13 protein-coding genes are annotated in these 13,425 nt (G+C 54.8%); 6 read left to right on the top strand and 7 right to left on the bottom strand.

The genetic code is table 11. The annotated features are described in order from the left end of the window. The first annotated feature begins 18 nt into the window (after nucleotides 1–18). From rbfA to pnp, 4 genes are all read left to right on the top strand, one after another. On the top strand, nucleotides 19–411 hold the full coding sequence (rbfA, locus tag QKW35_RS16200; protein WP_282354785.1) for a 30S ribosome-binding factor RbfA: 393 nt from the start codon (nucleotides 19–21) through the stop codon (nucleotides 409–411). Between the two features lie 3 nt (nucleotides 412–414). Next, nucleotides 415–1,371 (top strand): tRNA pseudouridine(55) synthase TruB, encoded by a 957-nt coding sequence (gene truB, locus QKW35_RS16195; protein ID WP_282354783.1) that lies wholly within the window; start codon nucleotides 415–417, stop codon nucleotides 1,369–1,371. 147 nt (nucleotides 1,372–1,518) lie between these two features. After that, nucleotides 1,519–1,788, top strand: a complete 270-nt coding sequence (rpsO, locus tag QKW35_RS16190) for a 30S ribosomal protein S15 (RefSeq protein WP_282354780.1) — start codon at nucleotides 1,519–1,521, stop codon at nucleotides 1,786–1,788. Nucleotides 1,789–2,046: 258 nt separating this feature from the next. Next, on the top strand, nucleotides 2,047–4,149 hold the full coding sequence (gene pnp / locus QKW35_RS16185; RefSeq protein ID WP_282354777.1) for a polyribonucleotide nucleotidyltransferase: 2,103 nt from the start codon (nucleotides 2,047–2,049) through the stop codon (nucleotides 4,147–4,149). A 130-nt stretch (nucleotides 4,150–4,279) separates the two neighbouring features. On the opposite strand, the gene QKW35_RS16180 is transcribed toward pnp, so the two are convergent. The 3 genes from QKW35_RS16180 to rsuA all read right to left on the bottom strand — a co-directional run bounded on the left by QKW35_RS16180 (nucleotide 4,280) and on the right by rsuA (nucleotide 7,240). After that, nucleotides 4,280–5,008: a YciC family protein gene (locus QKW35_RS16180; protein ID WP_282354774.1), complete on the bottom strand. Its 729-nt coding sequence runs from the start codon at nucleotides 5,006–5,008 to the stop codon at nucleotides 4,280–4,282. A gap of 500 nt (nucleotides 5,009–5,508) precedes the next feature. Beyond that, nucleotides 5,509–6,552: a class I SAM-dependent methyltransferase gene (locus QKW35_RS16175; protein WP_282354770.1), complete on the bottom strand. Its 1,044-nt coding sequence runs from the start codon at nucleotides 6,550–6,552 to the stop codon at nucleotides 5,509–5,511. Next, complete coding sequence (rsuA, locus tag QKW35_RS16170; protein ID WP_282354768.1) at nucleotides 6,545–7,240, bottom strand: 16S rRNA pseudouridine(516) synthase RsuA; 696 nt, start codon at nucleotides 7,238–7,240, stop codon at nucleotides 6,545–6,547. Before rsuA ends, QKW35_RS16175 begins: the two co-directional genes overlap by 8 nt. Nucleotides 7,241–7,350: 110 nt before the next feature. Here rsuA and QKW35_RS16165 point away from each other — a divergent pair, with 110 nt between their 5' ends. After that, nucleotides 7,351–8,187, top strand: coding sequence for a 6-carboxytetrahydropterin synthase (locus QKW35_RS16165; protein WP_282354766.1), 837 nt, complete (start codon nucleotides 7,351–7,353; stop codon nucleotides 8,185–8,187). Nucleotides 8,188–8,453: 266 nt separating this feature from the next. Further along, the gene (locus QKW35_RS16160) at nucleotides 8,454–9,638 is read left to right on the top strand and encodes a MerR family transcriptional regulator (protein WP_282354763.1); all 1,185 of its coding nucleotides are present in this window, start codon (nucleotides 8,454–8,456) and stop codon (nucleotides 9,636–9,638) included. Between the two features lie 27 nt (nucleotides 9,639–9,665). Here QKW35_RS16160 and QKW35_RS16155 read toward each other — a convergent pair whose 3' ends face one another. From QKW35_RS16155 to QKW35_RS16140, 4 genes are all read right to left on the bottom strand, one after another. Beyond that, the gene (locus tag QKW35_RS16155; protein WP_282354760.1) at nucleotides 9,666–9,971 is read right to left on the bottom strand and encodes an AzlD domain-containing protein; all 306 of its coding nucleotides are present in this window, start codon (nucleotides 9,969–9,971) and stop codon (nucleotides 9,666–9,668) included. Further along, nucleotides 9,968–10,702, bottom strand: a complete 735-nt coding sequence (locus QKW35_RS16150; RefSeq protein ID WP_282354757.1) for an AzlC family ABC transporter permease — start codon at nucleotides 10,700–10,702, stop codon at nucleotides 9,968–9,970. The genes QKW35_RS16155 and QKW35_RS16150 overlap by 4 nt, the downstream gene beginning before the upstream one ends. 45 nt (nucleotides 10,703–10,747) lie before the next feature. Further along, complete coding sequence (locus tag QKW35_RS16145) at nucleotides 10,748–11,599, bottom strand: helix-turn-helix transcriptional regulator (RefSeq protein ID WP_282354754.1); 852 nt, start codon at nucleotides 11,597–11,599, stop codon at nucleotides 10,748–10,750. Nucleotides 11,600–11,869: 270 nt separating this feature from the next. Continuing rightward, nucleotides 11,870–13,051: an acetyl-CoA C-acetyltransferase gene (locus QKW35_RS16140; protein WP_282354751.1), complete on the bottom strand. Its 1,182-nt coding sequence runs from the start codon at nucleotides 13,049–13,051 to the stop codon at nucleotides 11,870–11,872. Between the last annotated feature and the right edge of the window lie 374 nt (nucleotides 13,052–13,425).

The raw sequence follows: 13,425 nt of genomic DNA, 5'->3' as shown, positions 1-13,425 counted from the left end.
TAAGTATCACAGGAAAATATGGCTCGAGAATTTAGTCGTACACAACGGATCGCGGACCAGGTACAGCGTGACCTGGCCCAGCTGATCCAGTTTGAAATCAAAGATCCCCGTATGGGTATGGTTACTATCAGCCACGTTAAGATCGCCAAAGATCTTGGCTACGCCGATGTGTACGTGACCGTACTGCCACTGGGTGATCAGGATGAAGCAACCGCAATCAAGGAATCCCTGGCAGTGTTGAACAATGCTGCGGGTTTCCTGCGCGGTGAGCTGGCGCGTGGCATCAAGCTGCGCGTTATGCCTGCGCTGCGTTTTCACTTCGATGAAACCGTTGAGCGTGGACGTCATCTGCACGGCCTGATCGAAAGTGCCGTGCGCCTGGAAAATTCCAAAGATCAGGACGAGGAGTAACTCGTGGCGCGAAGACGTAATCGTGGTCGCGCGATCGATGGGATCTTTCTGCTCAACAAGCCTGCAGGTATGTCCTCCAATGCAGCGTTGCAACGCGTAAAGCGTATCTACGGTGCAGCAAAAGCGGGGCATACCGGCGCGCTTGATCCTCTGGCAACCGGTATGTTGCCCGTCTGTCTGGGAGAAGCGACCAAGTTTTCCCACTACCTGCTGGACTCCGATAAGCGTTACATCACAACCGCCAAGCTGGGTATCCGTACCGATTCCAGTGATGCTGACGGTGAAGTTGTCGCGACCGCGCCCGTAGGTGAGGATGTTACCGAGGAACGTATTCAGGCGCTGTTGGAGGAAAACTTCAGCGGTGAGATCGAGCAGGTGCCATCCATGTTCTCGGCACTGAAGTTCAACGGGCAGCCGCTCTACAAGCTGGCACGTCAGGGTGTGCAGGTCGAGGTCAAACCACGCCGTGTCACGATCTATGAGATCAAAATGACCGGATTCCGTGGTGATGAGGTGGATCTGGAAGTGCACTGTTCCAAGGGCACGTATATCCGCTCCATCGTCGAAGACCTGGGGTTGGTGCTGGGCTGTGGCGCGCACGTGCAGATGCTGCATCGTCTCGATGCCGGCCCGTATAAGTCGCCGGATATGTACACCATGGAACAGCTGGAATCTCTGGCCGAACCACGCGCCGGTGACGAGGAGATAAAAAGCATACAAGCCCGTTTGGATCAGGTATTATTACCGCCTTGGACCGCCCTGGTGGGCGCGCCGGAACTGGCGCTCACGCCCGAGCAGTCTGAACGGATCAGTCACGGTCAGCGTATCCGGCTGACAGAGGCTGAACCGGCAGCGGAAGTATTGCTGTTTAACGACGATAAATCCCGGTTTTTGGGGATTGCCGAGATCGACGCCGAGGGTATTTTGCGGCCTAAACGTCTGATCGCTTCGGAACAGTAGAGAACGCGCGTACACTATAGATATTGCTGATTGGCAGCTTGCTGCGGGTCGGCAGTTGTGGCGTTGTACTGGAAATATGCTCGGTACATCGTTTCTTTTAATCAGAACGACTGACGTCGTTTGCATATTGAATTTGGAGATAACATCATGGCACTGAGTGCAGAAAAGAAAGCGGCAATCGTTGCAGATTTCGCTCGCGGCGAAGGCGACACTGGTTCCCCAGAAGTTCAGGTAGCACTGCTGTCTGCTAACATCGAAGGCCTGCAGGGTCACTTCAAAGCGAACAAACACGACCACCACTCCCGTCGTGGTCTGATCCGTATGGTAAACCAGCGTCGTAAACTGCTGGACTACCTGAAGAAGAAAGATGCTGATCGCTACCTTGAGCTGATCAAGCGTCTGGGTCTGCGTCGCTAAGATGTTTCTCTGGGGCCATACATTGTATGGCCCCAGTCTTATCAGCCCAACGGAAGGGTTGATCGAGGGCTGACACCAGGGGATTCCATCCATCCGGCCCGTACTCAATTGTGTTTTTGGTACTAGTGAAGATACCAACACAAGAGCACAACTGAGTACTGGCTCTTTTGACGGCATGATGGGTCTCAGGTAAAGGCTTACCCGGCACGGATGCAGATGAAAATTTTCAAAAAATGTAAGCACTGAGGAATAGAGATCGTGCAAGCAATTACTAAGACTTTCCAGTTCGGTCAGCACGAAGTGACCCTGGAAACAGGCCGCGTCGCTCGTCAGGCAACCGGTTCTGTTGTTGTAACTATGGGCGGTGTTCAGGTTCTGTGTACCGTTGTGGGTGCTAAGAGTGCGAAAGAAGGCCAGGACTTCTTCCCGCTGTCTGTTCACTACCAGGAAAAATACTACGCTGTAGGCCGTATCCCAGGTGGTTTCTTCAAGCGTGAAGCGCGTCCTTCCGAAAAGGAAACGCTGACTTCCCGTCTGATCGACCGTCCGATCCGTCCACTGTTCCCGAAAGGCTTCATGAACGAAGTACAGGTTGTTTGTACTGTGATGTCTGCGGATAAAGTGAACGATCCGGATATCGCTGCAATGATCGGTACCTCCGCGGCACTGGCTATCTCCGGTATCCCTTTCCAGGGTCCTATCGGTGCAGCCCGCGTTGGTTTCACTGAAGAGGAAGGTTACCTGCTGAACCCTACTTACGAAGCACTGGCTTCCTCTGAGCTGGACATGGTTGTTGCGGGTACCAAAGATGCTGTTCTGATGGTTGAGTCCGAAGCACAGGAACTGACCGAAGACGAAATGCTGGGTGCTGTACTGTTTGCGCACCAGGAAATGCAGGTTGTTATCGATGCTGTTAACGAGCTAGCAGCAGAAGCGGGTAAACCGACTTGGGATTGGCAGCCAGCTGAGAAGAACGAAGCCCTGATCGCGCAGGTGACTGCAGCGGTAGGTGCGGGTATCGAAGAAGCGTACCAGGTTGCTGACAAAATGCAGCGTCAGGACGCTCTGAAAGTACTGCGTGAAAAAGCAGTTGCAGAAGTGGCGGGCGACGAAGAAGGCCAGCCATCTGCGAAAGAAGTTGAAGGTGTTGTTAGCGCCCTGGAGAAAGCCACTGTACGTGGTCGTATCCTGGACGGCGCGCCGCGTATCGACGGTCGTGACAACAAGACTGTACGTGGTATCAACGTAGACATCGACGTACTGCAGGGTACTCACGGTTCCGCCCTGTTCACCCGTGGTGAAACTCAGGCGATCGCGACCTGTACTCTGGGTACCAGCCGTGACCAGCAGATCATCGACGCTCTGGAAGGCGAGCGTAAAGACGCATTTATGCTGCACTACAACTTCCCTCCATACTCTGTAGGTGAGTGTGGTCGTATGATGGGTGCGGGTCGTCGTGAGATCGGTCACGGTCGTCTGGCGCGTCGTGGTGTGGCAGCGGTTCTGCCTTCTCAGGACGAATTCCCATACACCATCCGTATCGTTTCCGAGATCACTGAATCCAACGGTTCCAGCTCCATGGCTTCCGTATGTGGTGCTTCCCTGTCCATGATGGATGCAGGTGTTCCGCTGAAAGCACCGGTTGCGGGTATCGCAATGGGTCTGGTGAAAGAAGACGAGCGATTTGCTGTCCTGACCGACATCCTGGGTGACGAAGACCACCTGGGTGACATGGACTTCAAAGTGGCGGGTACCGAATCCGGTGTAACTGCGCTGCAGATGGACATCAAGATCACCGGTATCACCGAAGAGATCATGGAGATCGCGCTGGAACAGGCTTACCACGCACGTAAGCACATCCTGGGTGAGATGGCTAAGGTTATCGGCTACGCACGTCCTGAACTGCCGGACAACGCACCAGCGATGACTCAGCTGAAGATCAACCCTGAGAAGATCCGTGATCTGATCGGTAAAGGTGGTGCGACTATCCGTGCCCTGACCGAAGAGACCGGCGCGATGATCGACATCGACGACGACGGTACCGTACGCATCTACGCAGACAACAAGCAGAACGCAAAAGACGCGATCGACCGTGTAACTGCGATCACTGCTGAAGCAGAAGTCGGTAAAGTCTACGAAGGTAAGGTTGTTCGTATTGAAGACTTCGGTGCATTCGTAAACATCCTGCCGGGTAAAGACGGCCTGGTTCACATCTCTCAGGTAGCTGACAAGCGTATCGACAAGGTGTCCGACTACGTGAAACTGGATGACATCGTGAAGGTTAAAGTCCTGGATGTTGACCAGCGTGGCCGTATCAAGCTGTCCATGCGTGACCTGGAAGCGGATGATGCAGTTAGCTAAGTGCTGACAGTCTGATCTAAAAAGCCTCGCATTCGCGGGGCTTTTTTGTGCCCGCAATTTATAACGGGATGGCGGACGGCTGAGGGGGCGAATCAACCAATAAAAAGCCCCGCGAGTGCGGGGCTTCTGTTTACGGGTCCTGATCCCGGTCTTCGGGAATCTCTTCCGGTGGCGGCGGAGGTGCCGGCTGGTTTGCTTCGCGATGCACACAGTAGATACGGAAGCCGTACACGGTGATCAGCACGCTGATCAGACTGAAGATGATGCTGGTCACTACTGGCAGTAATGCGCTGCCCTCATCGGATGCCAGAGACATCTGAATTGCGAAGTTAGGACCGTTGATACAAACGAACAGAATCACCAAACCGTTGAGCAGAATCCAGAAGTAGTCGCCGGTGCGGCGCCAGCTTTCGGTGATTGACTCGAACACCCCTTTGCCTTCAATGACGCAGATATAGTCAGCGAAGGCCAGACGGGCAAGGATAAACAGACCCGGGATGATAAAGAAGGAGAGGCCGCTGATGATAAAGAAGCCTACAAACAGATAAACCAACAACAGTGCTCGCCAACGGGTGAGGCCTCGAATGATCGCCTGTCCTGCCGTCAGCGGCTGATTGTCCACCACGGATTTCAGGTAGACGATGGTGGCAGCGCCATAGACCGGCATCAGCGTCAGGTTCAGCAGGGCGGAGGCTGCTTGGTTCATAGCCGGACCCTCTTCAGAAGGGCTGCCATGGATCATCATCGCAAAAAAACCTTCCAGCAACAGGAAAGGCAGTTGAATCCGCATGATCATCATGAAGTGGCTGCGGAAAAAATAGAGAGACTGACGAATGTACTCAAATGGCAGTTCTGGCATCAGGATTACAACTCTGCGATGGATCGGTTAACACTTACAGCATAGAGCACAAGCAGTGCTCGCGAAGGCGTAAGGGTAACCGTATTGCAGCGATTGGAACACCTTTTAATTGCAAAATCGCTTATTTTGACGTGCTAATCCGGGTCTTGAGTGGGGTGCCGTGCGGGTCGACGATCAGAGTGCTGGCACACTCGCCACAGCGGTATTGGCGGCTGGCGGGGAAACGCAGTTTGGTAAAGAATGAGCGCCGTATGCGCAAGAGGGCGTAGGACTCGCAATCGGGGCGGGGACACTGCAGCTGTCTCATCTCAACATTCCACTTTGATCCATGTTCGAATGTGTTTTTTTGTGCAGTCGCACAAAAACTATACAGTAAAATAAAAAGCTTACCGTGTCGACTGCTGTTTTATTACTGTTCAGTTGTCGTGAGGGCGAAGAGAGGGGCGGCTGGCTACCCAGGGCCAGGGTAGCCAGTGTGGCACAGTACTATTTGCTGCGTGTTACATACGGTGGGTCAGGCGGGTTAACTTGAAGTTGCTGCTGGAGGCGATCACCTCCACCTGGTGGAACAGGTCACGTGCTTTGCGCTCCAGCGGAATGTGCAGGTTGGTTACAAAGCAGGCCACACCCACATTGCTGAGGCGATCATGGGCCGCCTGCAGGAAGCGGTCGGTTAGGTCGCCCTCAACACCAAAACCGGCGTGGAACGGCGGATTGCAGAGGATCAGATCGAACTTACCACTGATGCCGTCAGCACAGTCAGCGGTGACTACCTTGCCGTTGATCGGATAGCGGTCGAAGTTACGCTCGCAGGCGGCGATGGCTGCGGCATTGTTATCGGTTGCGGTGATCGGGATGTCCAGATGGCTGGCGTTCAGAGACAGGTAACCGTAACCGCAGCCCAGATCCAGCATGTTTCGAGGCGGCTCCGGCATGGTCATCAGGAACGCGTCCAGGTGTTCGATCAGGTACGCACTACCCTTATCGATTTTGTTCCAGCCGTAAACGCCGGGTTTGCTCCAGTACTCGAAGTTCTGGTCTTTGGCCTCCGGGCGCAGGGTGGTGTACTGCTTGTCATCCAGCAGTTTACTGCCCGGTGCTTCAGGGCAGGTCAGCTCGGCCAACCAGACATCGCCACTGGCTTTCTGCGCATCACAGGCGCCGGCAAACAGCTTCTTGGCCTTGTCGATGTAGGTCTTGACCCCTTCACCCTTGTCGCCAGCCAGCAGCAGGCGGCCACCCGGTTTCAGGATACGCAGGGCCTGGTTGATCACGTGGTGTACCACCGGCTTTTCCTTGGAAACCCGGTAGATCAGGCAGTCGATGCTGTCATCTGCAAACTCGCTAAAATCAAAATCGCTGAAGCGGGCGTTCCAGTCGTGTTGCTTGAGCTGAGTGAACAGGTCGTAGCGGTTGGCGATTACCGTGACCGCCGGATTTGCCATTAGGCGGGTGCCGATCAGGTTTTCGTCCGCAACCCACAGGGTTTTGGCGCTTGCACGCTGAAGTGAGGGGAGCAGCAGCTCAAAAGCGGTATCAGCCATAGATGCTGTTAACCTCCTCGTCGGTCAAGTCGCGGTATTCACCCGGTTCCAGAAACTCATCCAGCACGATGCCGCCCACTTGGGCGCGGTGCAGGCTTTCCACCTTGTTGCCGATCGCCGCAAACATTCGCTTTACCTGATGGTAACGGCCTTCGGTGAGGGTCACATGCGCTTCGTAGTCACTGATGATCTCCAGTTTGGCCGGTTTGGTGCGGAACGGCTCGTTGTGCAGCATCAGTCCTTGCTCGAACTTTTCGATTGCATCCTGTGGAATCGGATCGGCGGTTTCTACATGGTAGATCTTGCCGGTTTTATGTTTGGGGGAGGTAACCCGGTGTGCCCATTTGCCGTCGGTGGTGATCAGCACCAGGCCGGTAGTATCCACATCCAGGCGGCCACAGATGATCATCTCATCGGCGCGCGGTAAGTCCAGCAGACCGAGTACGGTTGGATGGGTTGCGTCATCGTTGGAGCACACGCAGCCCTCCGGCTTATACAGCATCAGGTATTGCTCGCCGGGGGCTTCCAGGGGCATTCCGTCCAGGCAGATATAGTCGTCGTCGCTGATATGCAGTGCCGGATCACGGGCCTCTGCGCCATTTACGGTGATCTCTCCGGCCCGCATCATCTTGCGGACATCTTTACGGGAAAAGCCGGAGCTTTGGGCGAGGAATTTATCGAGGCGCATAGTGATCCAATGGTCATCAGGAGTGGTAAAAGCCCTACATTATACCTGAATGAAACTGACACTTGATTAGGCTACTATAGCCCCCTGCAAAATTTAGCCGTGGAAATACTGTGAAACTCTTCGTTGATAACCTGACCAATATCGATTTTTCCTACCTGCACCCACAGCGAGGCTTGCTGGGTGAGTCCTGGCTGGTTCAGCTGGTGCTGGACGGCAGCCTGAACGAACAGGGGATGATCTGCGATTTTGGCATTGTGAAGAAGGCAGTAAAGCAGTGGTTTGATACCTACATCGACCACGCCTTGGTTGTACCGACCGGTATGCCACGTCTAAGCCATCAGGACGATGGCGGTTACACCACTGTGGATTGGCTCTATGCCGACGGACGCAGATTCCACTGTCGTTCTCCAGAGCAGGCGATCGCCCTGGTAGGCGTGCCGGAGATCACCCCACATACGCTGGCAGACTGGTGTACTGAGAAGCTGCTGGAGCTGTTCCCGGAAGAGGTCAAAGGCCTCAGTGTCAGCTTCCAGCCGGAACGTATCGACGGTGTGTTCTACCACTACAGCCACGGTCTGCAGCAGCACGACGGCAACTGTCAGCGCATCGCCCACGGCCACCGCTCGACGTTGGAGATCTACATCGATGACCAGCGTAGTGAAGAGCTGGAAGTGCTGTGGGCTGAGCGTTTTCGCGATATCTATATCGGCACCCGTGAGCACTTGGTCAGCGAGGCCGGTGGCATGCATCACTACGCTTACGAAGCACCGCAAGGTGCGTTCGAGCTGAAACTGCCGGCGGATGTGTGCTACCTGATCGATACCGAAACCACCGTTGAACTGATCGCCCGCCACCTGGCGGATGAGATCAAGAAGGCCTACCCGGACAACAACGTGATGGTGAAAGCGTTTGAGGGGGTGGGCAAAGGTGCGATTGCCGAAGCCTGATTCTCAGGTGTCAGCGCTGAATATTAGCGCCTTCTAAGCCCAATATCGGCATTTAAGGAACGCTGGCACCTGTTTAGCGAGAAACAAACCCAGCCCCCGACTGCTCGGTTGGCAGCGTGTGCACCTTGGATGTTTAACTCTTTCGGAACCTGATTGTGAGGTTCTCACCCCCCCCCCATTCAATTAATCTGACGATTAGTGGCTTGACCTGTCTACAGGTTCATACTTTAAGTTCTATATCTGAATCCCAGACGCACTGTTTTGTTATGTACAGCATTACTGAAGCGGCGACTCGCCTGGGTGTGAGTCGTTCAACGCTGCTTTATTACGAACGGATCGGCTTGATCAAACCGATGCGCGATCCCGGTAATGGCTACCGGCGTTTTTCCGAAGTTGATCTGCAACATCTTTCAGCTCTGTTGCAGCTCAAGGCGGCAGGCTTGTCCTGGCAGGAGTGTCAGCAATGTCTGGCCGGTCAGCTGCCCGCCGCGACGTTAGATGCGCGACTGGCGGCAGTGGAAACCCGCTTGCGGGAGTTACTGAGAGCACGTGATCTGTTACATACCTTTTCCGGTGCGAATGGCAACGAGCAAACCCGTGTCTGGCACGATGAGTTCCTGCAGCGTTCGCCAAGGGCCTACCGTCATTGGTTGAGTGAGCAGGGGTTCAGCGAGCAAGAGACACTGCAGATACAGTGGTTATCAAAAGATATGAACGAAAACCAAGATTACATGCGCCTTTTTCTGGAGCTGTTCGTTGAGATGGAACGACAGGGGCCGGGTGATGAGCAGCTAACTCAAGCGGTGATGCAGCAGGTATGCACCGGGAGAGGGCCTGAGAAAATTCTGGATATGGGATGCGGTACCGGCATCGCCAGCCTGTTGATAAGTCACCTGTGTAATGCACAGATATCAGCGTTGGATAATTGTCAGCTATTCCTGGATCGGCTGGATGCGACAGTTATGAGCGAAGGTCTGGATGACCGGGTCAGCGTGATCAACGGCTCCATGTTCGAGCCGCCATTTCCCGATCACAGTTTTGACCTGATCTGGTCAGAGGGTAGTGCCTACCTGATGGGCTTTGAGTCGGCGCTGAAACGCTGGCAGCCGTTGCTGAATGCACAGGGGTATCTGTTTGTATCTGAGATGTGCTGGTTTACCGATCAGCGTTCAGGTGAGGCGGTTGAGTACTGGCAGGCAGGTTATCCCTCAATGCTGACCGAATCTGAGGCAATCGCTAAGGCTCAAGCGCTGGGTTATCAGGTGGTGAGCCAGCAACGTTTGCCTAAGGCCGCCTGGGAGCATTTTTATGCGGATATGCAGGACCGTATCGACCAGCTGGAAGCGAAGTATGGCGAGCAGCGGGCGTTGACCGACTGCCGCCATGAGATCGATATGTATCGTCGCTTCGGCGACGAGTTTGGGTATCTGTGTTTATTGCTGCGCGTTTAAAAATTGGGTTCCCGATGCACGGGAACCCTAAACGTGCATGACAAAAAACACACCCATGCTGACCACGGTTGTGAACAGCACGTGACGTGTAAGGTAGGCCAGCGCTACCGCAAGGGCTGCACTGATCAGATAGGGGTTGGAGAACTCCAGAGCAAGGTCTCCGTCCGGCATAAAGACAATGGGCGCAGTGATCGCGGTCAGGATCGCTGGCGCAGAGTAACTCAGAAAACGGGTGGTGCGTGGCCCCAGCCGCAGCGGCAGGCGCGGTTCCAGAAACAGGTAGCGGCTTACAAACACCACCGCGGTCATCAGGATGATGGTCAGCCAGATCATGCTGCATCCTCCTGCGACGCCAGCGGTTCGCCCAGCAGATAAGAACTCGCTGTACCCGCAGTCATACCCAGCAGGGACGCGATCAGCAGGCCGGTTTCCACCTGATACAGTTCGCAGGCTACCGACGTGAGCAGGGCGGTGATCACGGCGCACAGGGTGGAGACCTTACGCACGCCCGGTACCACTAGGGCGATAAAGGTCGCTGCCACGGCAAACTCCAGACCCAGCGCTTCCATATTCGGGATCTGCTGACCGGCGATGATGCCGGCGGCGGTAGCCAGGTTCCAACCCATATACAGGCACAGACCAATGCCCAGTGCGTGCCAGCGGTTAAATTGCTCCGGTGGCTTGGTGCCGGTCAGGGCGAACAGTTCGTCGGTGAGCAGGAAGCCCAGCGCCAGACGCCAATGCAGAGGCAGGTGGCTCATATGACTGCGCATGCTCATGCCGTAGAGGAAGTGGCGTGAGGTGATCAGGAAGGTGGTGATCAGGATCGCGCTGAGGCCTGCATTGGTGCCGATCATGCCCAGTACAACCAGTTGTACGGCGCCCGCGAAGACAAATACCGACATTGCCTGGCCTTCAATACCGCTCAGTCCTGCCTCCAGGGCAAAGGATCCTGCCAGCAAACCCCAGGGAACAATCGCCAGTGTCAGCGGCAGAGCTGCCCGCAAACCCACCATAAAGGCGCGTAAACGGTAATCCTGCTGTTCTAATACCTGGCTGCTCACTGTGACTCCTCCGATTAATTCGAGGGTCTATGGTAGCCGTGTGGGTTATGGGATAGCTTGTACGCTTTTGCGGTTTACGCCCGTGGCGTATTGGCCCGGTGTAATGCCGAAGGTTTTCTTGAAGTGGCGGTGCATGTGGCTCTGGTCGTGGAAGCCGGCTTCCAGGGCGACATCACTCAGTCGCATACCCTGACGGATCAATTTTTTCACCACGCGCAGGCGTGCCTGGATCTGGTAGGCGTGCGGTGGCAGACCAAAGCGGTCCTGGAACTGGCGCAACAAGTAGAAGGGGCTCAGGCCGCAGAGGTTAGCCATATCCTCCAACGACACATCGCTGGTGGGTTGATCATCCAGGAAACTTTTCACGAGCTCCAGCTGTGGATATGCACGGGCTTGCTCCTTCAGTTCGGTGCGCACCTTGCTGTGACGCAGCATCAGCTGCACCATGCTGGTGTACAGCAGGCTTTCACGCAGCAGGCGGTTCTCGGAGGTCATCAGGGTATGCAGTGTCATACGGATCACCTCCGACAGCTGCTTATCCTGTACCACCGGAGAGGGGAAGTAGGGTGCACCGTTTACTTTTAGCTCCAGCTCGTCGCGGATCTGGGCGAACTGGTCCGGCAGAGGATAAAGCGCCTTGTAGGCCCAGCCACCCTCGGCGGCGGAGCTGCCGTTATGTACGTCGTCGGCGTTCACCAGAATAATGCTCTCTTTGGGCGCGATATGATCGCCACCAGAGCGGTAGAAACGCTGTGCACCGGACTCCACCACACCGATGGTGTAACCCTCGTGGGTGTGGTTGGCAAAGTTCTGGTGCTGGTAACGGGCGTCAAGCGTCTCTATGCCACCCAGCTCGGTCACATAGCGATACTCTGCATGTTCTGTTGATTTAGCCATCAAAGACTCCCGTTTACCTGTACTGTGCCAGGGGGAGGGCACAGGTTTACTTCAGCCCGCTATTTTACCCGAAGGAGCCCCCAGATTTTTGTACGAAATTGCGCATCGAGAGGGTTGGATCTGTGGGAAAAGACCTGAGTTGCACAAAATTGTTCTTTGACACACGACTTTAATGAAGGCTTTGGAAGAGATTGATCTCTCAGTACCTGTTGGTTTGCAGGCATAAAAAAACCGCAGCTTGGGCTGCGGTTTTTCTTGGAGCGGGTAGGATTAGTCGCGCTCGATCGCCAGCGCAGTGCCCATACCACCACCGATACACAGGGTGGCCAGACCTTTCTTCGCGTCGCGCTTTTCCATTTCGTGGATCAGGGACACCAGAATACGGCAACCGGATGCACCGATTGGGTGACCCAGTGCAATCGCACCGCCGTTTACATTGACGATGTCGGTGTTCCAACCCAGATCTTTGTTTACAGACATTGCCTGTGCTGCGAATGCTTCGTTCGCTTCAACCAGTTCCAGGTCGTCGATGGACCATTCTGCTTTTTCCAGCGCTTTCTGGGTTGCAGTGATTGGACCGGTACCCATGATGGTTGGGCATACGCCGGAAGATGCGTAAGACTTGATGCGTGCCAGAACAGGCAGGCCCAGCTCGGCAGCTTTCTCGGCGGAACATACGATAACTGCAGCTGCACCGTCGTTGATGGTGGAAGCGTTACCGGCAGTTACAGAACCGTCTTTCTTGAATGCAGGGCGCAGTTTCGCCAGTGCTTCAGGGGTGCAGCCGAATCGAGGCTGTTCGTCGGTGTCGAAAACAACCGGATCGCCTTTACGCTGTGGGATCACCACTGGGATGATTTCGTCCTTGAAGCGACCGGAGGTCACCGCAGCTTCCGCTTTGTTTTGAGAGTTGGAGGCAAAAGCGTCCTGCTCTTCACGGGTGAAACCGTATTTCTCAACGATGTTCTCGGTAGTAATACCCATGTGGTAATCGTTGAACGCGTCCCACAGACCGTCTTTGATCATGGAATCGACCATCTTCCAGTCGCCCATGCGCTGACCGTTACGGGAGTTCGGTACGACGTGTGGAGACTGGCTCATGTTTTCCTGGCCGCCTGCGATGATGATGTCAGCGTCGCCGCAACGGATCGCCTGAGTCGCCATCTGTACCGCTTTCAGACCGGAACCGCATACTTTGTTGATCGTCAGTGCCGGCACTTCGTTAGGGATGCCTGCGTTGATCAGGGCCTGGCGCGCAGGGTTCTGGCCGACACCGGCAGTCAGTACCTGGCCAAGGATAACTTCGTCTACCTGAGAAGGGTCCAGATCGATCTTTTCAAGCAGGGATTTGAGTACAGTTGCACCCAGGTCGGATGCGGAAACTTTGGCCAGGGAGCCGTTGAACGTACCCATTGCGGTACGACCGGCAGCAACGATAACTACGTCACGCATAGCTTTGCCTCATTATAGAATCGAGAATGATTTAATGATGATAGGGCAGAGAAATGACCCTTATGTTGCAAGGGTTGTGGCTTGCGCCGCATCTCCTTCCCACCGTTAGCTCTTACTTTTTATTATTTTTGAGTACAGTTTTAGTTGCAGTGCAACATGCCTCGAAGCACAGTCTGTGCGAGCTGCCTATGTTTTGTCAAGCTGGTGATTTTGCGCTTGCGTAATAAATGCAGCTGTCTGTGATCCGGTTGTCTGTACCGGCCCAAGGACTACATTCTCTTGGTGCTTTAAGAATCTAACAGGCTGAGACGTCTGTGACCAGCATACAAAAGACGTGGAGTTGGAGGTGTTACGCAGAGGAGATCAGAGGAAGG

The sequence above is a fragment of the Pontibacterium granulatum genome, from assembly GCF_029961155.1.
Taxonomy (GTDB): domain Bacteria; phylum Pseudomonadota; class Gammaproteobacteria; order Pseudomonadales; family Balneatricaceae; genus Pontibacterium; species Pontibacterium granulatum.
The sequence above is the reverse complement of the archived record's forward strand: the minus strand, read 5'-3'. Positions and strand labels throughout refer to the sequence as shown.

What these genes read in the sequence shown, in the direction of transcription:
- rbfA (WP_282354785.1), top strand. Translation starts at nt 19, where the DNA reads ATGGCTCGAGAATTTAGTCGTACACAACGGATCGCGGACCAGGTACAG.
- QKW35_RS16160 (WP_282354763.1), top strand. Translation starts at nt 8,454, where the DNA reads ATGTACAGCATTACTGAAGCGGCGACTCGCCTGGGTGTGAGTCGTTCA.
- QKW35_RS16155 (WP_282354760.1), bottom strand. Translation starts at nt 9,971, where the DNA reads ATGATCTGGCTGACCATCATCCTGATGACCGCGGTGGTGTTTGTAAGC.
- QKW35_RS16180 (WP_282354774.1), bottom strand. Translation starts at nt 5,008, where the DNA reads ATGCCAGAACTGCCATTTGAGTACATTCGTCAGTCTCTCTATTTTTTC.
- QKW35_RS16145 (WP_282354754.1), bottom strand. Translation starts at nt 11,599, where the DNA reads ATGGCTAAATCAACAGAACATGCAGAGTATCGCTATGTGACCGAGCTG.
- rsuA (WP_282354768.1), bottom strand. Translation starts at nt 7,240, where the DNA reads ATGCGCCTCGATAAATTCCTCGCCCAAAGCTCCGGCTTTTCCCGTAAA.
- rpsO (WP_282354780.1), top strand. Translation starts at nt 1,519, where the DNA reads ATGGCACTGAGTGCAGAAAAGAAAGCGGCAATCGTTGCAGATTTCGCT.
- QKW35_RS16140 (WP_282354751.1), bottom strand. Translation starts at nt 13,051, where the DNA reads ATGCGTGACGTAGTTATCGTTGCTGCCGGTCGTACCGCAATGGGTACG.
- QKW35_RS16175 (WP_282354770.1), bottom strand. Translation starts at nt 6,552, where the DNA reads ATGGCTGATACCGCTTTTGAGCTGCTGCTCCCCTCACTTCAGCGTGCA.